The sequence below is a fragment of the Nonomuraea sp. NPDC051941 genome (genome assembly GCF_044593615.1).
Window position 1 is genome coordinate 1 of the sequence record NZ_JBIUCF010000084.1, and the last position, 24,951, is coordinate 24,951.

The window sequence follows — 24,951 nt, forward strand, 5'->3', positions numbered from 1 at the left end:
GTTGGTGGGGGGGGGGGGGGGGGGGGGGGGGGGGGGGGGGGGGGGGGGGCCCCCCCCCCCCCCCCCCCCCCGGGCCCGTGGAGGTGGGCACGGGCCCTTTGGGGGGTGTATGCGCGGGCCGGTGATGTCGGAGGCTTACTTTTAGGAAAGTTTCCTAAGAGTTGTCGCGATCGTAGCCTTGACAGCCCGTCCTTACAAGACCCAAACATGAGTCCGCCGCACAGGACCGGGATCCTGTGCGGCGGGGTGATGCAGCGGATTACGGCTGCTGGGTGATCTTGACGTCGTCCACGCCGGCCTCCACCAGGGAGGCGCCTGAGGCGTCGGCGGCGTCGATGAGGATGCGGACCGTCTGGCCCGCGAACGCGTTCAGGCCGGCCGTCGCGGTGGCCCAGGCGCCGTTGCGGTTGGACGCCGCGCCCGCCTGGTTCAGAACGGTGGTGGTGGTGTTGCCGACCACGCGGACCCGGAAGTAGTCGGCGCTGGAGGCGTTCGAGCCGTGCGCCAGATACCACGAGAACGACAGGTTCAGCGCGCCCGTGGACGGCAGCGTGATGGGCGGCGACTGGATCGAGGTGATGCCGCCGTCGATGTCGAAGTCACCGGCGGCCGAGCCCGCCAGGCGGCCCGTGACCAGGTCGTTCGTGCCGCTGACCGTGGTGCCGAGCTGCTTGGCGCCGCTGGAGGTGGTGGCTTCGGGGTCGCCGCGCTCCCACTGGCCGGTGGTGGCGGTGTCGGTGCTCGACGGGTTGACCGTCCAGCCCGTGGCCGTCTCGAAGGTGTCGGAGTAGACGGTCAGCGGCGGGTTGCCGGTGCCGCAGTACTGGGTCTCCTTGCCGATGATCCGGTAGACGCAGTCCGAGTATTCGAGGAAGCGGAGCACGGCCTCCCTGTTGCGGGTGGTCTGCGGGACGATCTGCTCGTCCGGCGGGTAGAAGCCGGGGTTCGAGCCGGTCGGGTACATCTCGAACGTGAAGCTGAAGATCTTGTAGGCGCCCCACATCCAGTCGTCGATGGTCCCGTCCGTGATGTAGAGGTCGCTGGCCTGCTCGGGCGTGTAGTTGTTGGTGGAGGCCAGGTTCTGGCCGAGCGTGGCGTGCGCGTCCCGGTCGTCCTGGGTCAGGCCGGGCGCGGTGTCGCTGAGGGTGTAGCCGTAGGGCCACAGGACCAGTTCGCTGTAGGTGTGCCAGTCGAGGTTGGTCTTGATCTGCTGCACGCCGCCGACGACCCGGCTGCGCACCCAGTTGGCCGCCGCCTTGATCTCGGGGGCCGATTCGGCGCTCGCGCCCCGGTACGTCTCGCTGGACGTCGAGCCCGATGAGCCGCCGCAGCAGCCCCAGTTGTAGGCCCAGTTGCGGTTCAGGTCGGTGCCGACGGCCGACGAGCCGGAGTTCGGCTGCCGGTTCTTGCGCCAGGAGCGGTAGGAGCCGGTGGCGATGTCGTACTCGCCGCCGTCCGGGTTGAGGTCCGGCATGATCCAGATCTCCCTGGTGTTGACCAGGTTGGTGATCCGGGAGTCCGTGCCGTAGTTGTCGGCCAGCAGGTGCATGATGTACAGCGCCATCTCGACGGTCAGGTGCTCGCGGGCGTGCTGGTGGGCGGTGAAGAGCACCTCGGGCTCGTTCTCGTCCGTGCCCACGTTGTCGCTGATCTTGATCAGAGGCAGCGCCCGGCCCTCGTACGAGGTGCCGAACGTGGACTGGCTGACGATGTTGGGATGCGCCGCGACCAGGGCGTTGATGTCCGCGTTCATCTCCGCGTAGTTGTGGTAGCCGGAGTCCGCCGGCGGGAAGTCAAGCGTCCCGACGCCGGACGGGGATGTCGGGCGCGGCACCTCCGCCACCCGGTAGCCGAGCCGCCTGATGGCGGAGACCTCGGCTGCCGTGGCCGTGACCAGGACCGAATCCTTGGCCACCTCCTCGATGGCCGCTCCGGTGGCCGCGACGGCGCTGCGCTGCCGCGCGTCCGCCGGGCCCTGCACGCGGTACTGCTTGTTGGCCGGGGGCTCCGCGGCGGCGCCCGCCCCTGACATGCCGGTCAGGCTGATCAGGCTGAGGGCTGCCAGCAGGATGACTAATCGGTGTCGCACCTCGTCCTCCTCGGGCGCTCGGGATCGGATGGTGTCCGGCGCCTGACCCGAGATTGAAGACGTTGCCGCACGGAGGAAAGGCCCAAAGTTACGGACATGCACCATCCCCCTGACAGGTCGATGCCAGGTGGATGCCAGCGGGCCCGGACACCCTCGGAGACATGAAGTACGCGATCGAAGCCGAAGGGCTCGTCAAGAGATACGGCGACAAGAGCGCGCTCGACGGCGTCGACCTGGCGGCGCGGACCGGCTCCGTGCTCGGCGTCCTGGGCCCGAACGGCGCGGGCAAGACCACGGCGGTGCGCGTCCTGGCCACCCTGGCCCGCCCCGACGCGGGCCGCGCCCTGGTCGGCGGGTACGACGTCACCCGCCAGGCCGCGAAGGTCCGCGAGCTGATCGGCCTGACCGGCCAGTACGCCTCGGTGGACGAGAAGCTCACCGGCACCCAGAACCTGCTGCTGATAGGCCGCCTGCTCGGCCTGTCGCGGCCGGCGGCCAGGGCCAGGGCCAAGGAGCTGCTGGCCCGCTTCGGCCTGGAGGAGGCGGCCGACCGCGCGGCGAGCGGCTACTCGGGCGGCATGCGGCGACGCCTCGACCTGGCCGTCAGCCTGGTGAGCCGCCCCCGGATCCTGTTCCTCGACGAGCCGACCACCGGCCTGGACCCCCATGCCCGGGGCGAGCTGTGGGACGTGGTCAGGGAGCTGACCGCCGACGGCGTGACCGTGCTGCTGACCACGCAGTACCTGGAGGAGGCCGACCAGCTCGCCGACGACCTGCTGGTCATCGACCGGGGCCGGGTCGCGGCGTCCGGCACGCCCGCGGAGCTCAAGGCGCTGGCGGGCGGGCACCGGCTCGACGTACGGCCGCTGCGCGCCGCCGACCTGGAGAAGGCCGAGACCATCCTCGGCGCGAAGGCCGCCGACGGCGTGGTCAGCGTCCCGGTGCACGACCTCTCGGCGCCGCCCGCCCTGCTGAGGGACCTGGACGACGCGGGCATCGTGCTCGCCGAGCACGCTCTGCGCCTGCCCTCCCTCGACGACGTCTTCCTCACCCTGACCGGAGACCACCGATGACCACCGCGCTTTCCCAGGGCCTCACGCTCGCCTGGCGCAGCCTGATCCCCCTGAAGAACCATCCCGGCCAGCTCTTCGGCCTGCTCTTCCAGCCCGTTTTCATGATCGTCATCTTCGTGTACCTGTTCGGCGGGGCGGCCGGCGGCGACCGGGCGGGCGCGGTGGCGTACATGCTGCCCGGCGTGCTCGTCCAGGTGGCCCTCATGTCGACGATCACCACCGGCATGAACCTGGCCACCGACATCGGCAACGGCGTGTTCGACCGGTTCAGGACCATGCCGATCGCCAGGTCCGCGCCGCTGGCGGGCCGCATCCTGGCGGACCTGCTCACGCTGCTGATCACCATCGTGATGTCCATGGTCGTCGGGTACGCCGTCGGCTTCCGCGTCACGACCGGCCCGCTGAGCGCGCTGGCCGGGCTCGGGCTGGTGCTGCTGCTGGCCATGGCGCTGAGCTGGGGTTCGGCCTGGATCGGGCTGGTGGCCAAGTCCGTCACGTCCATGCAGGGGATGGCGACGGCCGTGCTGCTGCCGCTCACGTTCGGCAGCAGCGCCTTCGTCCCCGCCACCGACATGCCCGGCTGGCTGAGCTGGTGGATGGGCGTCAACCCCGTCTCCCACCTGGCCGGCGCCCTGCGCGGGCTGCTGACCGGCGGCCTGCACGCCTCCGACGTGTGGATCACGCTCGGCTGGACCGCCGCCCTGCTCGCCCTCTTCGCCCCCCTTGCCCTTCGTGCTTACAACAGGAGAGTCCGATGATCGAGACCACCGAGACCATGACCACCCGTGACGGCGCCGAGCTGGTGGCGACGCTGTGGCGGCCGGCCGAGGGCGGGCGCTTCCCCGTGCTGCTGTCGCGCACCCCGTACGGCCGGGGCGCCACGGGCCCCGGGTACCACCTCGACGTGCCCCGCCTGGTGGCCGCCGGGTACGCGGTCGTCATCCAGGACGTGCGCGGCACCGGCGCCTCGCAGGGCGAGTTCCGGTTCATCGGCGGCGAGGCGGCCGACGGATACGACGCGGTCCGGTGGGCGGCGACCGCACCCTGGTCCGACGGAAATGTCGGGATGTATGGGGACTCGTACCTGGCCATCACCCAGCTCCTCGCGGCCCAGGAGCGCCCCGAGGGCCTGAAGGCCGTCGCGCCGCACGTCTCCCCCGCCGGCCTGTACGAGTGCGTCTACCAGCCGGGCGGCGTCCCCAACCTCAACATCATCCTCACCGTCAGCGCGATGGTGCTGGCCGTGGACGAGCTGGACCGCCGGATCGCGCTCGGCACGGCCACGGAGGAGGACAAGGGCCGATACCTGGCGGCCATCGGCCTGCCCCACGGGCTCGACGAGCGCCTGAGGGAGCTGTCGGAGCGGCTGCCGCTCAGCGACCAGCCGCTGCTGGCCGACCTGGTGCCCTTCTACTCGGCGTGGATGGACACCCCCGACCCCCTCGACCCGCTCTGGAGGGGCGGCGTCGTCCGGCACGGCGACATCGAGGTGCCCGCGCTGGTCAGCACCGGCTGGTACGACTACTTCCGCGACGGCTCCATCGAGCACTTCGAGCGGCTGGGCGGCGAGTCCCGGCTGATCGTGGGCCCGTGGACGCACTTCACGCACGAGCGGGACATCTGCGGGCGCGACTACGGCGACCAGGCGAGCCAGGAGGCGATCGACTGGACCGGGGTGCACCTCGACTGGTTCGACCACTGGCTGCGCGGGGCGCCCCTGCGCGACCGGGCGAAGGTGAAGATCTTCGTGATGGGCGACGACGCGTGGCGCGAGGAGGACGACTGGCCCGTCCGGCGGGCCAGGCCCGTGCCGTACCACCTGGGCTTCGACGGCGGGCTCAGCGTGACGCCCGGGGAGGGCGGGGCGGCGGAGTTCGTCAGCGACCCGGGCGACCCGGTGCCGACGGTCGGCGGGGCGGTCATGACGTTCGACGCGTTCGGCCCGCTCGACCAGCGGCCGCTCGACGGGCGCGACGACGTCCTGCGCCACCGGACGGCGCCCCTCACCGAGCGGGTGGAGGTGAGCGGCCCGGTCGAGCTGGTCGCGCGGGTCTCCTCGACCGCCACGAGCGCCGACGTGACGGCCAAGCTGATCGACGTCCACCCCGACGGCCGGGCCGAGCTGCTGACCGACGGCATCGCCAGGCTGACGGGCCTGGTCCCCGGCGAGGTGCGCGAGGTGACGGTGGAGTTGGGCGCGATCTCGAACGCCTTCCTGCCCGGGCACCGGATCAGGATCGACGTGGCGGGCTCGAACTTCCCCCGATTCGGGCGGAACCTGGACAAGGGCACCACCACCCTGCACGGCCCCTCCTACGTCGTGCTGCCGACCATCCCGTAGACCTCCTGCCTGGACATGGCCGCGCCCTTGGCGAAGCACTCGTCGTAGTGCTCGTCACCGAGCGCGGCCCTGGCCGTCCGCGCACCCTCCACGGTGTCGGGCGAGATGTCGCACGGCTCGATCGCCGCCGACGCCCCGAACAGCACGGCCGCCCGCTCCTGGTCGCCCTCGACCTGCGCGGCCAGCGCGAACCCGGCCAGCACCTGCGACTGCAGCGGCCGGTCCGGGCTGGACGTGCCCAGCACTTCGAGGGCCAGGCGGTGCTGTTCGAGCGCGGCGGCCAGGTCGCCGGCGCGGGCCAGCGCCCGGCCGTACGCGGTCCTGAGCGCGGCGGCCAGCTGCGCCATCGGCGGGGCCTCGGCGAGCACGGCGAACAGCCCGCGGTAGATCTCCAGACCCCGGTCCAGGTCGCCGAGGTGGCAGGCGTGCGCGGCCTCGGCCAGGCCGAGCAGCAGCCGCGTGTACGCCGTCGTCTCCCCGTCGATGCTGGCCCTGGCCCTGTCCAGGTCCTCGCGCGCGCCGTCCAGGTCGCCGGTCCGCAGCCGCAGCTCGGCCAGCCTGAGCAGCGTCGAGATCGCCTCGTCCGACCCGACCCAGCGGCTGGTCAGCGACCAGGTCTCGGCGATCAGGTCGTCCGCCGGCGCACCCCTGGCGGCCCGCACCTCGGCCAGGCCCAGCAGCGCCTCGCTCAGCCCCCACCGGTCCCCGAGCTGCCTGAACCCGGCCACCGACCGCTCCAGCCGCTCCTCGCTGCGCATCCGGCCGCCGACCATGAGGGCGGAGCTGGACAACCAGAGATCGTCGCTTTCGATGTACGCCTCGATCAGCTCGGCGGCACGGTCGTCCTCCCCCGCGGCGGCGGCCATGACGGCCCTGCTGAGCCTGATCATCGGGTGCAGCGGCCCCTCCCGCTCGGCCCGCCCGATCAGCCGGTCCATCAGCCCCGACAGCGCCAGCATGGCGGACCGGTCGTTGACGATCGTGCCGAACTTGTCCACGCCGTACGCGAACATGCACGCCGTGTACGCCTCGGCCAGCCCGGGAGGCGGATCGTCGCCCACCAGCTCCATCACCTGCGCGGCCCAGGTCGCGCTCTCCTTCCGGTAGCCGGTCATCCACCAGTACCAGTTCAGCGCCGCGCACAGCCGCAGCGCCGACCCGGCGTCCCGCTCGTCGATGACGTACCGCAGCGCCGCGGCGAAGTCGTCGCGCTCGGGGGACAGCCGCTCGATCCAGGCGATCTGGGCGGCCGTCCGCAGCTCGGGCACCGCCCGTTCGGCCAGGTCCACCAGGTACGCCGCGTGCCGCCGCCGGTACTCGCCGACCTCGTCCGCCTCGGCCAGCCGTTCGAGCGCGTAGGCGCGGATGGTCTCCAGCATCGAGTAGCGGCCCTCGGCCGAGACCTGGACCAGCGACTTGTCGGCCAGCGCGCCCAGCACGTCCGCCGCTCCCCCGCAGACCGCCTCGACGGTCTCCAGCGTCGCGCCGCCCGCGAACACGCCCAGCCGCCTGGCCAGCACCCGCTCCTGCTCGCCCAGGAGCTCCCAGCTCCACTCCACGACCGCTCTGAGCGTCTGCTGGCGCGGCAGCGCGGTCCTGCTGCCGCCGGTGAGCAGCTTGAACCGGTCGTCGATGCGGTCGGCGAGCTGCCTCGGCGTCATGGTGCGCAGCCGGGCCGCGGCCAGCTCGATGGCCAGCGGCATGCCGTCCAGCCTGCGGCAGAGCGCCACCACGGAGGCCACGTTCCCGCCGTCGACGGCGAACCCCGGCCGCGCGGCCCCGGCCCGGTCGAGCAGCAGCCGGACCGACGGGTACGCCCCCGCCTGCTCGGCGCTCGCCCCCACGGGCGGCGGCTCCAGCGGCGGGACGGGAGCGAGGTGCTCGCCCGGCAGGTTGAGCGGCTCCCTGCTGGTGGCCAGCACCCTCAGGTCCTGGCACTCCGTCAGCAGCCGCTCGGCCAGCTCGGCGGCGGCGTCGACGAGGTGCTCGCAGTTGTCCAGGACGAGCAGCGCGGAGCGGCCCGCGAGGGCCTCGGCCACCTGCTCCACCGGGCCGCTCCCCCCGGCGGGCAGCCGGTACGGCGGGCGGTCGTCACGCAGGCCGAGCGCGTCGAGCACGGCGCCCGCGACGTCGGCCGGGTCGCTGACCGGCGCCAGCTCGACCATCCAGACCGCCTCGGCCGACCGGAGCGCCACCTCCGTGGCCAGCCTGGTCTTGCCCGCGCCGCCGGGGCCGACGAGCGTGACGATCCTGGCCCGGCCGAGCAGGGTGCCCAGCTGGTCCAGCTCGGCCTCGCGGCCGATGAAGCTGGTCCGCGGGGTTCGTACGTTGCCCCGCTGCCTGACCTGGGCCATCGGGGGCGCGGGGCGTGCCGGGACCTCTCCCGACAGGACGGCCAGATGGGCGGCGCGCAGCTCGGGCCCGGGATCGACGCCGAGCTCGTCGGCGAGCGTGCGCCGGGTGCGCTCGAACAGCTCCAGCGCCTCCGCCTGCCGCCCCTCCGCGGCGAGCGCCCGCATGGCCAGCGCGCCCAGCCGCTCACGCAGCGGGTGCGCGGCGACCTCCGACGTCAGATCGACCGGCGCGCCCGCCGCCAGCCCGGCCTCGGCGCGGGCCTCGACGGCGGAGAGCCGGTCCTGCTCCAGGGCGGCGGCCGCGTTCGCCAGGAGCGGCACGGAGGTCAGATCGGCCAGCGCCGGCCCCCGCCAGAGCTCGAGCCCATCTCCTTTCGCGGCCATCCGCCTGAACCGCAGGGCGTCCACGTCGTCCGGGGCCACGGCCAGCGCGTAACCACCCGGCCTGCTCTCCACCACCTCGTACGGGCGAAGCGCCACCCGCAGCCGCCTGACCAGCGTCTGGAGCGCGTTGGCCGCGTTGGCGGGCGGGTCGTCCGGCCAGAGGGCGTCGATCAGCCGCTCGGTCGTGACGGTACGGCCGGCTTCGAGCGCCAGCACGGCCAGGAGCGCCCGCAGCCGGAACCCACCGACCGCGATCGGTCCCCCGTCGCCCTCGACCTCCAGCGGCCCGAGAATGCAAATCCGCACATGTCACATCCTGCCCTGCCCCTCCGCCCCTCCGGCAACGCGCGGGTGGGGCGAAAAGGACCGGCCAGGGTCCGGGGAGGACCCTGGCCGGACCGGAAGGGGTCAGAAGTCGTCAGGGGTGCGGATGCGGTCCCGGACCCAGACCCCGGCGGGCTTGAGGCGGGAGGTGCCGGCGAAGGTGCCGTTCGGGCAGGTGCCCTCGGTGAAGACGGCGCCCGAGCGGAAGTCGTCCGAGTAGTTCCAGTTCACCCAGCTGATCTTCTTCTGGGCCAGCAGATCGAGGTACTGCTGCGACCGCGTGAAGTTGTTCGACCCGTCCCCGGAGGCCGTCTGGGTGCCGAACTCCGTGACGAAGATCGGGATCCGGTCGGCGGCCCTGGACAGCGTGTTGAGGTATTCGCTGCCATGAGAGGCCGCGTAGAAGTGGAAGGTGTACATGATGTTGGCGGCGTTGACCGGGTTGCTGATGATCTCGGACTCGGTCGCCCCGTCGGAGACACCCAGCGACGACCAGGCGCGGGTGCCCACCAGGATCGGGGTCTCCGGGTCGTACTGCCTGATCACCGGGATGAGCTGGTTGGCGTAGTTCCTGATGGTGGACCAGGAGACGCCGTTGGGCTCGTTGGCGATCTCGTAGAGCAGGTTGTTCTTGCCGTTGTGGCGCTGGGCGATCTCGGTGAAGAACGTCTTGGCCCGCGACAGGTTGTAGTTGGGGTCACCCGGGTCGAGCATGTGCCAGTCGACGATGGCGTACATGCCGCGGGCGGTGGCCTGCTCGATCAGGTTGTGCACCCGGTCGGTGAACAGCCGGGGGTTGGTCTCGTACCCGTCCTCCTGGATGTACATGGAGATCCGCAGGACGTCGGCCTTCCAGTCGTTGGCCAGCGCGTCCAGGGAGGCGGTGTTGAGGCACTGGGAGTACCACTGCAGGCCGTGGCTGCTCATGCCGCGCAGCTGGATCTGCTTGCCGTGCTCGTTGCACAGCTTGACCCCGCACACCTGCAACTGCCCGTTGGCCTGGACGGGCGTGCCGGTGCTGGAGGGGGTGCCGAGGACCAGGCGGTCGAGGTTCGGGCCGCCGTTGGCGGTGGTGGCGGCGGCGCGGACGGTGTTGGTCCCGGCGTTGAGCGTGGTGGTGACCGTGGCCTCCTGCCAGGTGGTCCAGGCGCCGGTGCCGGGGAAGTCCCTGGTGGTGGCGGTGCCGTTCACGGCGATGGCCATCGGACGATTCACGGTCGTGCCGTTGGCGTACCTCAGGGTGAGGGTGGCGGGGCCGGCGGTGGCGGCGTCGACGGCGAACTCGACGTACGAGCCGGTGATGTTGTCGTAGTTGACGAACCCGGTGCCGCTGTAGCCGGCGTGGTTCGACTCGACCACGCCTTGGGAGACGGTGGCGTTCTCGGCCTCGTACGTGGTCGCTGCCTGCGCTGGGGCTGCTTGCAAGGAGGCGGCGACGATCGCGGCGATGGCGGCGAGCCGCACGGATCGATGCATGGGGGTGAGCTCCTCACTCGTTCATTAGGAAACCTTACTAACGAGTATGGGGAGCGTAGATCGGACCTCCACCGGAGGACAAGACCCAAATTGACGCGAGCAGTCAAAGGGCGCGGTCCACGCGGCCACCCCTAGCCACGCGAACCGCGCCCATCTCGAACGGCGAACCCACGGACAGCAGCGCCGCCAGCCCCAGCGCATCAGCGAGCCCACCTGCATTCCATAGTAAACACATAGGGATTGGCGGTAAAGCCCAAAGGTTTACAGGGTCCGGCTTTCGTGATGGATTCGGGAAATGAGCGTGCAGGGCACTTGCGACTCCCGGTTCTCCCAGGTCGCGGAGGAGTTCGAGGACAACCTCGCCCGCCGCGGCGAGGTGGGCGCGTCGGTGTGCGTGATCGTCGACGGCGAGGTGGTCGTCGACCTGTGGGGCGGCGAGGCCGCACCGGGCGTCCCGTGGCAGAGCGGCACGATCGGGCACGTCTGGTCGTGCACGAAGGGCGCGACGGCGCTCTGCGCCCACATCCTGGCCTCGCGGGGCGAGCTCGACCTCGACGCGCCGGTCACCCGCTACTGGCCCGAGTACGGCGCCGGCGGCAAGGGCGGGACGCTCGTCCGGCACTTGCTCGCCCACCAGGCCGGGCTGCCCGTGCTGCGCGAGAAGCTGCCGCCCGGCGCGTTCTACGACTGGAAGCTGATGGCCGACAGGCTCGCGGGCGAGGAGCCGTTCTGGGAGCCGGGCAGCAGGCACGGGTACCACGCGCTCACGTTCGGTTACCTGGTCGGGGAGGTCGTACGGCGGGTGAGCGGGCGCTCGCTCGGGACGTTCTTCCGCGAGGAGGTCGCCGAGCCGCTGGGCCTGGAGTTCTGGCTGGGCCTCCCGGAGGAGTACGAGCACAGGGTCGCGCCGACGATCCCCGCCGACCCGCCCGCGGCGCCGCCCTCCTTCTACGTCAAGGCGTTCACGGACCCGGCCTCGATGCCCGCGCTGCTGCTGGCGAACGAGGGCGGCTACATGACACCCGGCGAGTCGGACAGCCGGGCGGCGCACGCGGCCGAGTTCGGGGCCATCGGGGCGATCACGAACGCCCGCGGCCTGGCCGGGATGTACCGGCCGCTGTCGCTGGGCGGCGGCGGCCTGGTCACCGGGGAGCACCTGGTCCACATGTCGCTCACCGCCTCGGCGGGCACCGACGCGGTGCTGGCGGTGCCGTCGCGGTTCTCGCTCGGCTTCGTGAAGGCGGCGGACAACCGGCACCTGCCGCCCGCCGACCAGGAGGGCGCGCTCCTGTCGGCGAGCGCGTTCGGGCACGTGGGCATGGGCGGCTCGGTCGGGTTCTGCGACCCGGCGGCGCGCCTGGCGTTCGGCTACTCGATGAACAAGCAGGGCATCGGCCTCGGGATCAACGCGCGCGGCCAGGCGCTGGTGGACGCCACATACCGGGCGCTCGGCTACAGGCAGGTATACGGCGGGATATGGTACGCGCCGGGCGAGATATCGTGATGTGCGGTTTGGTCCTCCCCCTGGAGTAAGACGCATGTTCTTCGGCATCACTAATTTCTGGACCTATGTCATCGGCGCCTTGCTGATCATCCTGCTGCCCGGCCCCAACTCCCTGTACGTCCTCAGCTTCGCCGCCCAGAACGGCGTCCGCCAGGGCTACCGGGCCGCGGCCGGCGTCTTCATCGGCGACACCGTGCTGATGTTCCTGACCGCCGCCGGCGCCGCGTCCCTGCTCCGCTCCAACCCGCTGCTCTTCACGATCGTCAAGTACGCCGGCGCCGGCTACCTGGCCTGGATCGGATTCCAGATGATCAGGGGCGCCTGGCGATCGAGGAAGGCGACCGAGGAGGAGAAGCCGCAGGTCAAGATGGAGCGCCAGCCGCGCCCGTTCCGCAAGGCCCTGGTGATCAGCCTGCTGAACCCGAAGGCCATCCTCTTCTTCGTCTCGTTCTTCGTCCAGTTCGTCGACCCGGGCTACGCGGCTCCCGCGCTGTCGTTCCTCATCCTGGGCGCGATCATCCAGGTGTTCAGCTTCCTCTACCTGACGGCGCTGATCTTCGGCGGGACCTTCCTGGCCAACCAGTTCAGCCGGCGCAGGAAGCTCAGCGCCGGTCTGACCACCGGAGTCGGCGCTCTGTTCCTCGGATTCGGCGCGAAGCTCGCCACTTCGTCACTCAGTTGAAAGCCTGCCGTAAGACCTCGCTGTTTTCGTGGAAACAGATGGAACGCGTCAAAAGAGGCAGTCGCATCACCTCTCCTCGGGTACGGTAAGCCACCGGCGTGCTTCCCGGGACGCGGGTGATGCCGCGCTGGTTACGGCGAGCGGTCCGTCTGGCAAGCCTTGTCCCCCGAAGCCCGGGTAGACGCTGATCATCGGCCTATCTGCGGAGCAGCCTTGAACCATCCCCCGGTCCACCTTCCACGCCTGACGGCACTCGCCCGGCAGGCGGCCCCCAGGCTGCTCGAAGGCGTCGTGGCGCCGCTGGCGGTGTTCTACCTGGCCATGATGGTCCTGGGATTCAAGGGGGCGCTCATCGCCACCGTCGCCTGGGTCTACATCGGGGTGGGGTGGCGGCTGATCAGGCGGGTCAAGGTGCCCGCCACCATGTTCCTGGCCGCGTTCGCGATCACGGTCCGCGCCCTCGTGGCCTTCTGGACCGGCACGTGGATGTGGTTCTTCATCCAGCCGGAGATGGGCACGATCTGCATCAGCATCGCGTTCCTCGCCTCCGTCCGGCTCAACCGGCCGCTCGTGCAGAAGCTCACGCTGGACTACATCCATCTGCCGTCGGCGGTGCTCAAGCACGAGCGGGTCCGCAGGTTCTTCGCCAGGATCACGCTGCTGTGGGCGTTCGTGCTGCTCATGAACTCGACGCTCAGCATCGCCCTGGCCGTCCATGAATATCTGGCCGGGTCGCTCGGCGGGTTCATGGTGCTGAGGACGTCAGCGGTGGCCGTGATCAGCGGGCTGGCGATCGCGTTCTCCATCTTCGCCTTCAAGCGGGTGCTCCGCCGGCTCAACGTCGCCCACACCTGACCGTTCGGCCAGCAGGAACGCCCCGCACATCCCCATGACCAGCCCCGCCAGCATGCCGAACAGCTCGGTCAGCTCCGCCCCCGGCGCGCCTAGCGGCGCCCGTACGGAGCTGATGATCATCGCGTAGAGCCCGCCGCTGAACAGGGAGCCGGAGCCGAGCCAGGCCGCCACCAGCGGCGCCCAGAACGGGCCGCGCCCGCGCCGCCGGACCATCAGCACGAGCGCGACGGCCCCGGCGACGGCCAGCAGGCCCTCGACGCGGTCCTGCAGGCCCCCGGCGAGCTTGACCGCGCCGATCGGCCCGGCCACCAGCAGCGCGCCCCAGGCCACGACCGTCTGGAACGACCGGGTCGGGCCGGCGAACGCGTGATCGATCCGGGTGGTGAAGACGCCCGGCCACCGGTCACGCGAGTAGAGCACGAAGGCCGTCATGAGGCCGACACCCTGCACGACGAACCCGCCGTAGACCATCATGTAGATCCACGGCTCGATGGCCCCGCCGGTCTCGAAGACCGCCAGCCCCCCGGTCAGCACCATGATCGGCGCCGTGACGATCACCACGGCCAGCAGGCCCGTGCCGACCCAGAGCGGGAGCAGCACGAGCCAGGCCGGCAGCCGCAGTCCCCACCGCATGGTGAACGCCAGCGCCAGCACCAGCCCGACCGCTTCCATGCCGAACGTCATCGTGTTGAGCCCGATCATCGCCGGGTCGGTCATGAAGGCCGGATCGGCGACTCCGACCGGGTGTCCCGTCAGCCAGAGCGTCTTCAGCGTGAGGTACGGCAGCATCGCGGCGATCGCGACGATCGCGGCGGTGACGCGGCCTATCCCCGGTCTGCGTTCAGTCATGCTCCGAGCGTCGCCCGGCGGGCCGGTGATTCCCTCCCGAGCCGCGGGGATCCTGCTCCCCCGCGCGGGGGATGCTCACGTCCAGCTCGAAGCCGTCGCCGACCGGGCCGGCGGTCAAGGTGCCCCCGGCCAGCCGGACGCGCTCGCGCAGGCCCGCCAGCCCCAGCCCGCCGGGCAGCGCGAGGGGCCGGGCGCGCGGCCGGCCGCTGCGCACGGTGACCCGCTCCGGCGAGACCCGTACCCCGACCGGGGCTCCGGGGGCGTGCTTGGCGGCGTTCGTGAGCCCTTCCTGGACCACCGCGTGCGCCAGGTCGGGCACCGGCCCCGGCGCCAGGTCCAGGGTGATCGGCATGCCGGAGTCCCTGGCCCGCCGCACCAGCTCGGTCACGTCCTCGTTCACGGGTGACAGCGGCGCCGCGTCGGAGTCCTCGCGCAGCAGCCCGATGATCTGGCGCAGCCGGTCCGTGGCGTCGGCCGCCGCCAGCCGCAGCTCCCCCGCCGCCCTGACCTGCGTCTCGGCCAGCCCCTGGGCCATCTCCAGCCCGGCCGCCCGCACCGCGATCAGGGCCAGGTCGTGGCCGAGGGAGTCGTGCATCTGCCGCGCGATCCTGGCCCGCTCGCGCAGCCGCGCCTGCGCCTCGGCGGCCAGCCTCGCCTGCGTGCGCCCCTGCAGCAGCCTGCGCCTGAGCAGCCCCAGCAGGTACGGCACCACGTACGTGCCGAGCAGCGCGGTCACCATGGACACCCACAGGGCGAGGTCGCCGCCCTTGGCCAGCACCACGCCCACGCCGACGGCCGAGATCAGGCAGAACGCCAGCGGCGCGGGCCAGAGCACGGCCAGGCACCGCCCGGTGAGGTAGGCGTACCACATGATGAACGGCGAGCTGGCCAGCAGCGGCAGGATCTTCACGTTGCGCCTGGGCAGCAGCCAGCTCAGGTCCACGGTCGCGAACCCCTCGCTGAACTGCCACGGCCCCAGCGGCAACAGCAGCACCAGCGCGGCCAGCGGCCAGCGGCGGCCCACCAGCACCGCGACCGTGGCCAGCCCGATCCTGGGCAGGCTCACCATGGCGAAGGCGGCCGGATCCACGAACGGGTCGGGGCCCATGGCCGTCACGAAGATGCCGAGCACGGCCCAGAGCAGCAGGTCGTAGACCACCTGGCGGCGGCTCTCCCGGCGAAGACGTCTCACCGGACCGACGGTAGCCGCCTCCCGCGCCCGCGGATGCCGCCGGAAGTCAGCCGGCGACCCTGACGAAAGTCAGGGTAGGGCGGCGTCCACTGTCGCGGTAGGGCTAGCCCCACCCCGAAAGCGCCTACCTCCACTCCTGTCTCGGCCTGCGGAAACCGGTTTGATCGATGGTGTCACCCGGAGGTCGGAACCGAGCCCCCGACGAAAGTAGGGGGCGGTGCGTGCCGATCGTCCGATGTGCCGTGACCTGCGGAGTTTCTACCTTCATGGGGTACCGGCCCTGATCCGCATAAGGGATGGGTCCGCGTTCGACCCGGGGCATCCCCGATGTCCCCGGCCGTGCCACGCAGACACGCTGTGTGGGTGCCCTAACGATCGGAGTGAACGCTCATGTCGCACGCCATTCTCGACCTGGTCCAGCAGGTGATGTCATCACCTTGGTTGTACGCGGCGCTGTTCGGGCTCGCGCTGCTCGACGGGTTCTTCCCGATCGTGCCGGCCGAGACGTCAGTGATCACCGCCGCGGTGTTCGCCGCCTCCGGCGAGACCAACCTGGCCCTGGTCATCGTGGCGGCGGCTCTGGGTGCCTTCGCCGGTGACCACATCTCCTACCTGATCGGCAACAAGTCGGCAGGCAGGCTGCGGAACAAGAAGGCGTTCGTCTGGGCCCGCGACACGCTGGCCGAGCGGGGCGGCCTCGTCCTCGTGGTGGCCAGGTACATCCCCGGCGGGCGCACCGCGACCACGCTGACCATGGGCGCCGTACGGCATCCGCTGCGCTCGTTCACGTTCTTCGACGCGATCGCGGCGAGCTCGTGGGCGGTGTACTCGGGGCTGATCGGCTTCTTCGGCGGCATGGCCTTCGAGAACGACCCGATCAAGGGCCTGCTCCTCGGCCTGGGCATCGCGGTGTCCATCACCGCGCTCGTCGAGCTCGTGAGATGGCTCAGGAAGCGACGCGCCATCCAGGCTTCCCCAGAACGTCTTCCCGCGGACACGTCCGTTTGACCCTGTCTGGCAACCATCCGTCTGAAAGGAGTGCGAAATGACTGTGCTGGCCGCGGCGATCGCCCTGGTCGGTTCGCTGTTCTTCGCGCTCGGAGCCGCTCTGCAGCAGTTCGAAGCAGCCGGGTCGGCCAAACCGGGGCTGCTCGCCCTACTGCGGAAACCGCGCTGGCTGATCGGCGGCGCGTCCATTCTGACGGGTGGTGGCCTGCACATCGTGGCACTCGGGCTCGGGCCGCTGACCGTCGTCCAGCCGATGGGCGTGGCGAGCCTGCTGTTCGCCCTGCCCCTCGCCGCCGCGCTGCACGGCCGCAAGCCCTCCCCCAAGGAGCTGGCGGCCGCGGGTGTGGTGGCGGCCGGGCTGGTCGGGCTCGTCCTGCTGGTCCCCAACTCGGAAGGTCCCACCTACCTCGGCCCGGACGGGGTGCTCACCCTGCTCGGGGTGGCCGGAGTCGCGGCGGTCCTGCTGTGGGCCGCCTCGCGGGCGGCCTCACCGGCGGGCCGGGCCGCCCTGCTCGCGACCAGCTCGGGCGTGCTCTACGGCGCGACGGCCACGCTCATGCGCGTGCTGCTGGACGGCACCTGGAACTGGTGGTACGTGCTGGCGCTGCCGGTGCCCCTGCTGCTGGCGCTGGTGATGCTCCAGCGGGCCTACGCGGTCGGGCACTTCGGCGTCTCGTTCGCCTCGCTCCAGATCGCCGACCCGCTGACCGCGGTGGCGTTCGGCGCGCTGCTGCTCGGCGAGCCGGTGCCGACCGGCATCGTGCCGGTCGCGGCGGCGCTCCTGACTGCCGCCGGGACCGTCGCGCTGGCCCGCACCAGCCCGCTGGAGTCCCGCAACAATCCCCCGACTCATTCCCCCACCCCTTTGTGAAACCGGAGTCACTTCCATGGCCATGCCCCTGCGTTCTCTCCCCCAGATCGCCGAGACCGCCCCCACCCCGGCCCCCGAGCGGCCGCGCCGGATCCTGATCTCGACCGACACCTACCCGCCGGACGTCAACGGCGCCGCCTACTTCACCCACCGCCTGGCCACCGGCCTTGCCGCGCGCGGCAACGAGGTGCACGTGGTCTGCCAGTCGGACGTGGGCCCGCCCACCGCCGACGTCGTGGACAACGTGATCGTGCACCGCCTGCGCTCCGCGCCGATACCGGTCCACCCCACGATGCGGTTCACGGTGCCGGCCAGGCTCGACCGGCTGATCGCCGGCATCCGTCCCGACGTACTGCACGCCCAGGGCCACTTCGTGGTCGGCAGGGCCGCCATCGCCGCCGCCCGGCGCGCGGACGTGCCCATCGTGGCCACCAACCACTTCATGCCCGACAATCTCTTCCAGTTCTGCCACATCCCCGAGCGGCTCCGGCTCAAGGCCGGCCGGCTCGCGTGGCGCGACTTCAGCCGGATCTTCAACCGCGCCGACCGCATCACCACCCCGACCCCGCTGGCCGCCAAGCTGCTGGCCGACCAGGGCTTCGGCCGCGAGGTGGAGGCGGTCTCCTGCGGGATCGACCTGACCAGGTTCCACCCGCGCGCCGAACCCAAGGCGTGGGCGCGCAAGCTGTTCGACCTGCCCGACAGGCCGACCATCCTGTTCGTCGGCCGCCTGGACGAGGAGAAGCGCCTGGACGAGATCGTCCGCGCGCTGCCGCTCGTGCTGAACCGGACCGACGCCCAGGCGGTGTTCGTCGGCCGCGGCAACCAGCGGGCGGAGCTGGAGCGGCTGGCCGCCCGCATCGGCGTCGGCGAGCGGGTCTCCTTCCTGGGCTTCGTGCCCGACGAGCTCATGCCCCAGACGTTCGCCGCCGCCGACGTGTTCGCCATGCCGGGCATCGCCGAGCTGCAGAGCATCGCCACGCTGGAGGCCATGGCCATGGGGCTGCCCGTGGTGGCCGCCGACGCGATGGCGCTGCCGCACCTGGTGGACGAGAACGGATACCTGTTCCAGCCGGGCGACGTGATCTCGCTGGCCAGGCACCTGACGAACATTCTCACCGACGACGACCTGCGGGCCCGGCTCGGCAAGACCAGCAGGGAGCTGGCTCTCACCCACGATGACCGGTCGTCGCTGGCCCGGTTCGAGCAGATCTACGATGAGGTGGCCCGATGACCCCAGTCCAAAGCGCCTGGGGCGCTGTCTCCGGCACGGTGGTGTCCGTGTGCGCTCTGGCGTACGCGCAGGTCGCCCTGCCGACGCAGCCGCTGCTCAGCGACTACGCGCTGGTCTCCGGCGGGCTCGTGCCCGTCCTCGTGGGGATGCTGGCACTGGCGGGGGCGTGCCTGTGTCTCGCGTACGGGCTGGCGACGAGCGACCCGGCGCGCACCGCGGCCACCAGGGTGCTGCTGCTGGCGGGGGCGGCGGGGCTGATGATGAGCGCGATCTTCCCCACGGACCCCGGCAACTCGCAGGTCGGCTCGCTGACCGGCGAGATCCACCGGTGGGCGGCGGCCGTCGTGTTCACCTCGCTGCCGGTCGCCGGCTGGACCCTGGCCAGGGGCCGGGAGGCGGCGCCTCTGTGGAACGCGGTCCGGGCCCTGAGCGTGACCTCGGCGGCCATGCTGGCCTTCTACCTGGCGGCCCACCCGGCCTCGATCACCTCGCCGCTGATCGGCGGCGCCGGCTACTACGGCCCGCTGGAGCGGGGCGTGGTGCTGGCCGAGATGGCGCTGCTCGTCGCCATGGCGCTGGTGTCGGTCGCGAAGCGGCCCGCCGTGCGCACCCAGGCCGTCCCGGCCGAGCCCGAACGCCCCGAGCGGACAGACCGCCTGGCGGCCTGATGCCCCCACCCTTCGACCCGCGACGAAATGACGCCGTTCTAGCGTGGAACCATGCTCATCACACGCCACTCAGCCGCTGAGGCGGTGCTCGCCGACCCGAGGTACGTGCCGCCTCCCGTACGACAGGACGCTGAGGAGGGCACGTTGGCCTGGCTCCGCGCCCAGGTGTCGAGGTTCAGCACCGGAGAGACGCACGCCGGGCGGCGCCGCCTGCTGGAGGAGCGGCTGGCCGCCCTTGACCCCGCCGAGCTGAGAACGGCGGCCAGGGCCATGACGCTGGAGCGGGGCGGCGACTGGCGAGGCGTCCCCACGGCCGTGCTCGGCGCCGCGCTGGGCGTGAAGGACACGGGCGCCGTGGCCGCCGCCGCGACCGGCTACCTGTCCGGCGAGGAGAGCCCGGAGGCCGACGCCGCCGTCGCCGAGCTGCTCGAACAGGCCACCATCCCCGAGATCACCCTGCTGCTGCAGGGGCACGCCGCCACGGAGGCGCTCATCGAGAACGCCCTCGGGCACGCCGGACCCGGCGCCGACCCCGAGGCGCTGCTGCACGAGACGCTCAGGCAGGACCCGCCGCTCAAGGCCACCCGCAGGCTCGACACGCGGACCGGCGACGAGGTGACCATCGACCTGGTGTCGGCCAACCGCGACCCTGACGTGTTCGCCGATCCCGACCGGTTCGACCTCTCGCGCGGCCGTGCCCCCCATCTGACCTTCGGCCACGGCGTGCGCCCCTGCCCCGGGCCCGCCCACGCGCTCGCGCTGGCCGCGGGCGTGCTCGAAGCCCTTCTCCACGTAACCCGCTCATGAACTTCCACGACCTGCACCGCCCCGGCGACCCCTTGCTGCTGCCGAACGCCTGGGACTACGGCTCGGCCGCCCTCCTGGCCCGGGAGGGCTTCCCGGCGATCGGCACGACCAGCCTCGGCGTGGCCGCCGCGTTCGGCAGACCGGACGCGGCCGGAGCCACCAGGGCGGAGACCATCGAGCTGGCCGAATCGATCAAGGACCTGGGCGTCATGGTCACCGTCGACATCGAGGGCGGCTTCAGCGATGACCCCGGCGAGGTGTCCGACCTGGTCGCGGGCCTCGCCGCGCTCGGAGTCGCGGGGATCAACCTGGAGGACGGCCGTCCCGATGGCACGCTGCGCCCGATCGAGCTGCACCGGCGGATCATCGAGGCGGCCAAGGGCCACGGCGTGTTCGTCAACGCCCGTACGGACACGTACTGGCTGAAGACCGGCGACACGCGCGAACGGGTGGCCGCCTACGGCCACGCCGACGGGATCTTCGTGCCCGGCATGAGCGATCTGCGCGAGATCGCCGAGGTGGCCGCGAGCACGCCGCTCCCCCTCAACGTCCTCTACCAGCCGGACGGCCCCACGCTCCCCCAGCTCGCCGAGGCCGGCGTGGCCAGGGTGAGCACCGGGTCGCTGCTGTACCGGGCCGCGCTCCACGGGGCGCTCGCGGCGGTGTCCGCCGCCCAGGGCAGGCAGGCCCCTCCGCTGCCGACCTACGCGGAGATCACCGCGCTGCTGCCGCAACCGCGATAATCGACGCATGCGCTTCCAGATCCTCGGGCCCACCAGCGCGCTGGACGAGGACGGCGAGCCGGTGGCGCTCGGCGGTCCCCGGGTGCGCGCGCTGCTGACGCTGCTCGCCCTGCACGCCGGTCGCATCGTCGGCGGCGAGCAGCTCGTGGACGGCATGTACGGCCCGAGACCGCCCGAGGGCGTGGCCAACGCGCTGCAGTCGCAGGTCTCCAGGCTGCGCCGGGCGCTGGGCAGGGACCTGGTGGAGTTCCATCCGGCGGGATACCGGCTGGTGGCCGACCCTCAGGACGTGGACGCGCGCAGGTTCGAGCTGCTGGCGCAGCAGGGCAGGCAGGCCCTCGCCGGCGGTGATCCCGGCCGGGCGGCTGCGCTCCTGCGCGAGGCGCTCGAGCTGTGGCGGGGCGCGCCGCTGTCCGACGCCCCGCACGCCGAGGCCGCCGCGGCGGCGCTGGCCGAGCTGCGGCTGGCCGCCACCGAGGACCGCGTGCAGGCCGACCTCGACCTGGGCCGGCATCGCGAGCTGGTCGCCGAGCTGAGCCAGCTCGCCGCCGCCCACCCGCTGCGCGAGCGGCTGCGCGCCCTGCTCATGCGTGCCCTCTACGGCAGTGGCCGGCAGGCCGAGGCGCTGACCGTCTACGAGGAGGCCAGGAAGATCCTGGACGAGGAGCTCGGCGTCGAGCCGGGGGCCGAGCTGGCCGCCGCCCACCTGGCCGTGCTCAGGGCCGACCCGGCGCTCGGCGCCCCCGCTCCCGACGCCGCCCCCGCGGCCCCGCGGCGGCAGGGCCTGCGTGCCCAGCTCACCAGCTTCGTCGGCAGGGCCGAGGAGATCGAGCAGGTGGCCGCCAGGCTGCGGACCAACCGGCTCGTCACGCTGATCGGGCCCGGCGGCGCGGGCAAGACGCGGCTGGCGACCGAGGCGGCCGACCAGGAGCCCGGCGACGTGTGCTTCGTGGAGCTCGCGCCGGTCTCCGAGGACGCCGGCGTGCCCGGGGCCGTCCTGTCCGCCCTCGACATCCGCGACGCCCCGCCCACCCCCGACCGGCTCACCGTCGACCCGGCCACCCGGCTCGTCACCGCGCTGGCCGGCCGCAGGCTGCTCCTGGTCCTGGACAACTGCGAACACGTCATCGCGGCCACCGCCGACCTGGCCGACCTGCTGCTGGCCTCCTGCCCCGAGCTGCGCGTGCTGGTGACCGGGCGCGAGGCGCTCGGCATGACCGGCGAGTCGATCCTGCCCGTGGCGCCGCTGCGGCTGCCGCCGCCCGAGGCCGGCAGCCCCCTGGACTATCCGGCGGTCCGGCTGTTCGCCGACCGCGCCGCCGCCGTACGGCCTGGTTTCGCCGTCGACGCGGGCAACGCCGCGGCGGTCGCACGCATCTGCCGGGCACTCGACGGGCTGCCGCTGGCCATCGAGCTGGCCGCGGCGCGGCTGCGCACCCTGCCGGTGGCCGACGTCGCGGCCCGGCTCGACGACCGGTTCAGGCTGCTGACCAGGGGCAGCCGTACGGCGCTGCCCCGGCACCAGACGCTGCACGCGGTCGTCGCGTGGAGCTGGGACCTGCTGGACGAGAGCGAGCAGCGGCTGGCCAGGCGGCTGAGCGTGTTCGTCGGCGGCGCCCGGCCGGAGGCGGCCGAGCAGGTGTGCGGGTTGCCCGAGGACGTGCTCTTCTCGCTGGCGGAGAAGTCGCTGGTGGAGTTCGTGGGCGGCCGTTTCCGGATGCTGGAGACGATCAGGGCGTTCTGCGCGGAACGGCTGGCGGAGTCGGGCGAGGCCGAGTCGATCTCCGAGGCGCACGCCCGCTACTGCCTCGACCTGGTCATGACGGCCGACCCGTTGCTGCGCACCGGTGAGCAGCTGGAGTGGCTGGTCCGGCTCGACGAGGAGAGCGACGAGCTCGACGCGGCGATCCGCTGGGCGACCGCGTCCGGGCAGCCGGAGCTGGGGTTGCGGCTGCTGGCCAACTGCGGCTGCTACTGGTGGATGCGCGGCAACCGCATCACCAGCGCCCATCTGGCCGCCGACCTCATGGCCGCGCTCGGCTTCCGGCATCCGCCGGGCATGGAGGAGGAGTACGTCATGTGCGTGCTCATCAGGGCCTGGACCGGCGGCATCGACGAGGAGTTGCGCGCGCGGCTCGCGGAGGCGCGGCAGCTGCTGCCGGTGTACAGCCTGCCGATGCGGGTGGAGTTCCTCTCGATGCTGCTCTCGGCCTACACAGGGCCGCCCGGCGAGTACGACGAGGTCTACGCCGCGCTCACCAGCCGCGCCGACGAGCTCGAGCCCTGGCAGGAGGCGCTGTCCTACGGCGGTGTGGCGTTCCTGCTGCAGTCGACCGGCCGGGCCGCCGAGGCGCTGGTCAACTTCGAATGGAGCCTGGCCGCGTTCAAGGCCATCGGGGAGCGGTGGGGCATGGTGATGACGCTGTCCGGCCTCGGCGCTCTCTACCAGGAGAAGGGCGACTTCACGACCGCGATCGCGCTGGCCGACGAGGCGCTGGCGGTGGCCACGGAGCTGGGCGCCGAGACGGAGATCGCCGAGGCCCTGTGCCGGCGGGGCGACGCCCGGCTCCACCTGGCCGACGTGACGGGCGCGCGGGCCGACTTTCTGCGCGCCGCCAAGATGTCGCGCAGGAACGGCTCGACGGAGACGATGGCGTGGGCGCACCTCGGGCTGGGCCAGGTGGCGCTGTTCCAGGGCGACCTGGACGAGGCCCGCGCGCTGCTCGTCCAGGCTCGTGACGAGGTCCCGGCCGACTGGTACTCCACGGAGGACACCCGCGCCCGCATCACCGCCGCCCTCGACGAGGTGAACGCCCGCTCAACCGGGCCTGCCGGCGAGCCTCCCAACGGGGCGGTCAGCCGGCCTCCGGACGGGCCTGCCAGCGGGGCGGTCAGCGAGCGGTAGGCAGGCCGTCAGCCGCGCTCCCGACAGTAGGCGGCATGAAGAACAAATGGTCCTGCCTGGCCATCGCCTGCCTGGCCACCCTGCTGCTCTCGCTCGACCTCACGGTCCTGCACCTGGCCCTGCCCAGGCTGGTGACCGACCTCGGCGCGAACTCCACCCAGTTGCTCTGGATCGGCGACATGTACGGCTTCGCGCTGGCCGGCCTCCTCGTCACCATGGGCAACCTCGGCGACCGCATCGGCCGCAAGCGCCTGCTGCTGATCGGCGCGGCCGCGTTCGGCGCCGCCTCGGTGGTGACGGCGTACGCGCCCAACCCCGAGCTGCTGATCGCGGCCAGGGCCCTGCTCGGCGTGGCCGGAGCGACGATCATGCCGTCCACCCTGTCGATCGTCCGGAACGTGTTCACCGACCCGGGCGAGCGCACCGCGGCCATCGGCATCTGGAGCGGGATGAGCGCGGCCGGGTTCGCCATCGGCCCGGTCGTGGGCGGTCTCCTGCTCGACCACTTCTGGTGGGGATCGGTCTTCCTGATCAACGTACCGATCATGCTGCTGGTGCTGGTCGGCGGGATCCTGGTGCTGCCCGAGTCGCGCAACCCGCACGCGGGCCGGCCCGACCTGATCAGCGTCGTCCTCTCGTTCGCCGGCGTGGTGACGGCCGTCTATGCGGTCAAGGAGGCGGCGCACAAGGGCCTGGAGCACGCCGACGTGCTGGTGGCGGGCGCGGCCGGGGTCCTGCTGCTGGGCCTGTTCGTGTGGCGCCAGACGCGGCTGCCCGAGCCGCTGATCGACGTCCGGCTCTTCAGGCGGCGGGCGTTCAGCGCGTCCATCGTCACGAACCTGCTGGCGATCTTCACGATGTCGGCCATGATGCTGATGTTCGGCTGGTACCTGCAGCTCGTCCTGGGCTGGTCGCCGCTCCAGGCGGGCCTCGCGCAACTGCCGGGCGGCCTGAGCGGCGCGGTGGGCGGCATCATGGCCGCCAAGCTGATCCACCGCATCGGCAGGAACGGCGTGGTCGCCCTGGGCCTGGCCATGAACGCCGGCGCGTTCCTCTACTACAGCACGCTCGGCCCCTCCCTGAACTACTTCGCCCTGCTCCCCGTCATGATCATCGGTGGCCTGGGGGTCGGCTTCACCTTCACCGTCAACAACGACAACGTCCTCGCCACGGCTCCCAGGGAGCGAGCGGGAGCGGCCGCCGCCGTCTCGGAAACGGCCTTCGAACTGGGCGGCGCACTGGGCATCGCCATCCTCGGCACGGTCCTGAACACCGCGTACCAAACCAACCTCCGCCTCCCCACGGGCCTCCCCGCCGCCGACGCCGCACGGGAGTCGATCGCAGGCGCGGTAAGCACGGCCACGACCTTGCCGCCGGAGCAGGCGGATCAGCTCATGCGAGCAGCACAAACGGCCTTCATCGAGGGCCTGCACGTGACCGCCCTGGTCACTGCTGCCCTCCTGGCCGTAGTGGCCGTGCTGGCCCTGATCGGGCTGCGCGGCGTACCGAAGGTCATCCCGGAAGAAGTCCTGACCCACGCCTAATGGGAGCTGCGCGCGATGAGGGTTCGGGCAGCGCCTCCCAGAGGGCAA

19 protein-coding genes are annotated in these 24,951 nt (G+C 72.0%); 14 read left to right on the forward strand and 5 right to left on the reverse strand.

Features of this window, described 5'->3' with window-relative positions:
• Window positions 1-259 precede the first annotated feature (259 nt).
• Window positions 260-2,089, reverse strand: a complete 1,830-nt coding sequence (locus ACIHFD_RS63890; protein ID WP_397375287.1) for a M14 family zinc carboxypeptidase — start codon at window positions 2,087-2,089, stop codon at window positions 260-262.
• A 161-nt stretch (window positions 2,090-2,250) separates the two neighbouring features.
• Here ACIHFD_RS63890 and ACIHFD_RS63895 point away from each other — a divergent pair, with 161 nt between their 5' ends.
• Genes ACIHFD_RS63895 through ACIHFD_RS63905 form a run of 3 tightly spaced genes read left to right on the forward strand, consistent with a single transcriptional unit; the run spans window position 2,251 to window position 5,503 of the window.
• Entirely contained in the window at window positions 2,251-3,162 is a 912-nt protein-coding gene (locus ACIHFD_RS63895) for an ATP-binding cassette domain-containing protein (RefSeq protein ID WP_397375288.1), read from the forward strand.
• Entirely contained in the window at window positions 3,159-3,920 is a 762-nt protein-coding gene (locus tag ACIHFD_RS63900; protein ID WP_350738893.1) for an ABC transporter permease, read from the forward strand. Before ACIHFD_RS63895 ends, ACIHFD_RS63900 begins: the two co-directional genes overlap by 4 nt.
• Window positions 3,917-5,503 carry a CocE/NonD family hydrolase gene (locus ACIHFD_RS63905; RefSeq protein ID WP_397375289.1) on the forward strand — a complete coding sequence of 529 codons (1,587 nt, stop codon included), beginning with the start codon at window positions 3,917-3,919 and terminating at the stop codon, window positions 5,501-5,503. The genes ACIHFD_RS63900 and ACIHFD_RS63905 overlap by 4 nt, the downstream gene beginning before the upstream one ends.
• Here the strand turns inward: ACIHFD_RS63905 and ACIHFD_RS63910 are convergent.
• Together ACIHFD_RS63910 and ACIHFD_RS63915 are read right to left on the reverse strand one after the other, a co-directional pair.
• Window positions 5,476-8,547: a BTAD domain-containing putative transcriptional regulator gene (locus ACIHFD_RS63910; protein ID WP_397375290.1), complete on the reverse strand. Its 3,072-nt coding sequence runs from the start codon at window positions 8,545-8,547 to the stop codon at window positions 5,476-5,478. The genes ACIHFD_RS63905 and ACIHFD_RS63910 overlap by 28 nt on opposite strands.
• 102 nt (window positions 8,548-8,649) lie before the next feature.
• Window positions 8,650-10,041: a cellulase family glycosylhydrolase gene (locus tag ACIHFD_RS63915; RefSeq protein ID WP_397375291.1), complete on the reverse strand. Its 1,392-nt coding sequence runs from the start codon at window positions 10,039-10,041 to the stop codon at window positions 8,650-8,652.
• Window positions 10,042-10,336: 295 nt separating this feature from the next.
• On the opposite strand from ACIHFD_RS63915, the gene ACIHFD_RS63920 reads away from it, so the two are divergent.
• The 3 genes from ACIHFD_RS63920 (at window position 10,337) to ACIHFD_RS63930 (ending at window position 13,082) form a co-directional block, all read left to right on the forward strand.
• Entirely contained in the window at window positions 10,337-11,545 is a 1,209-nt protein-coding gene (locus ACIHFD_RS63920; protein ID WP_397375292.1) for a serine hydrolase domain-containing protein, read from the forward strand.
• A gap of 34 nt (window positions 11,546-11,579) precedes the next feature.
• A complete protein-coding gene (leuE, locus tag ACIHFD_RS63925; protein ID WP_397375293.1) occupies window positions 11,580-12,227 on the forward strand; it encodes a leucine efflux protein LeuE in 648 nt (215 codons plus the stop codon).
• A gap of 213 nt (window positions 12,228-12,440) precedes the next feature.
• A complete protein-coding gene (locus ACIHFD_RS63930; RefSeq protein WP_350738909.1) occupies window positions 12,441-13,082 on the forward strand; it encodes a VC0807 family protein in 642 nt (213 codons plus the stop codon).
• Here the strand turns inward: ACIHFD_RS63930 and ACIHFD_RS63935 are convergent.
• Complete coding sequence (locus tag ACIHFD_RS63935; protein WP_397375294.1) at window positions 12,990-13,931, reverse strand: hypothetical protein; 942 nt, start codon at window positions 13,929-13,931, stop codon at window positions 12,990-12,992. The genes ACIHFD_RS63930 and ACIHFD_RS63935 overlap by 93 nt on opposite strands.
• A complete protein-coding gene (locus ACIHFD_RS63940) occupies window positions 13,924-15,123 on the reverse strand; it encodes a sensor histidine kinase (protein ID WP_397375295.1) in 1,200 nt (399 codons plus the stop codon). The genes ACIHFD_RS63935 and ACIHFD_RS63940 overlap by 8 nt, the downstream gene beginning before the upstream one ends.
• A gap of 390 nt (window positions 15,124-15,513) precedes the next feature.
• On the opposite strand from ACIHFD_RS63940, the gene ACIHFD_RS63945 reads away from it, so the two are divergent.
• The 8 genes from ACIHFD_RS63945 to ACIHFD_RS63980 are packed head-to-tail and all read left to right on the forward strand — an operon-like array spanning window position 15,514 to window position 24,903.
• Entirely contained in the window at window positions 15,514-16,131 is a 618-nt protein-coding gene (locus ACIHFD_RS63945) for a DedA family protein (protein ID WP_350738918.1), read from the forward strand.
• 37 nt (window positions 16,132-16,168) lie between these two features.
• Window positions 16,169-17,002, forward strand: a complete 834-nt coding sequence (locus ACIHFD_RS63950) for a DMT family transporter (RefSeq protein ID WP_355210037.1) — start codon at window positions 16,169-16,171, stop codon at window positions 17,000-17,002.
• A gap of 16 nt (window positions 17,003-17,018) precedes the next feature.
• Entirely contained in the window at window positions 17,019-18,236 is a 1,218-nt protein-coding gene (locus ACIHFD_RS63955) for a glycosyltransferase (protein WP_397375296.1), read from the forward strand.
• Window positions 18,233-18,904, forward strand: a complete 672-nt coding sequence (locus ACIHFD_RS63960) for a DUF998 domain-containing protein (protein WP_397375297.1) — start codon at window positions 18,233-18,235, stop codon at window positions 18,902-18,904. The genes ACIHFD_RS63955 and ACIHFD_RS63960 overlap by 4 nt, the downstream gene beginning before the upstream one ends.
• Before the next feature lie 51 nt (window positions 18,905-18,955).
• Window positions 18,956-19,711, forward strand: a complete 756-nt coding sequence (locus ACIHFD_RS63965) for a cytochrome P450 (RefSeq protein WP_397375298.1) — start codon at window positions 18,956-18,958, stop codon at window positions 19,709-19,711.
• Window positions 19,708-20,454 (forward strand): isocitrate lyase/phosphoenolpyruvate mutase family protein, encoded by a 747-nt coding sequence (locus ACIHFD_RS63970; RefSeq protein WP_397375299.1) that lies wholly within the window; start codon window positions 19,708-19,710, stop codon window positions 20,452-20,454. Before ACIHFD_RS63965 ends, ACIHFD_RS63970 begins: the two co-directional genes overlap by 4 nt.
• Window positions 20,455-20,461: 7 nt before the next feature.
• The gene (locus ACIHFD_RS63975; protein ID WP_397375300.1) at window positions 20,462-23,359 is read left to right on the forward strand and encodes a BTAD domain-containing putative transcriptional regulator; all 2,898 of its coding nucleotides are present in this window, start codon (window positions 20,462-20,464) and stop codon (window positions 23,357-23,359) included.
• Window positions 23,360-23,394: 35 nt separating this feature from the next.
• Complete coding sequence (locus tag ACIHFD_RS63980; RefSeq protein WP_397375301.1) at window positions 23,395-24,903, forward strand: DHA2 family efflux MFS transporter permease subunit; 1,509 nt, start codon at window positions 23,395-23,397, stop codon at window positions 24,901-24,903.
• Window positions 24,904-24,951 lie beyond the last annotated feature (48 nt).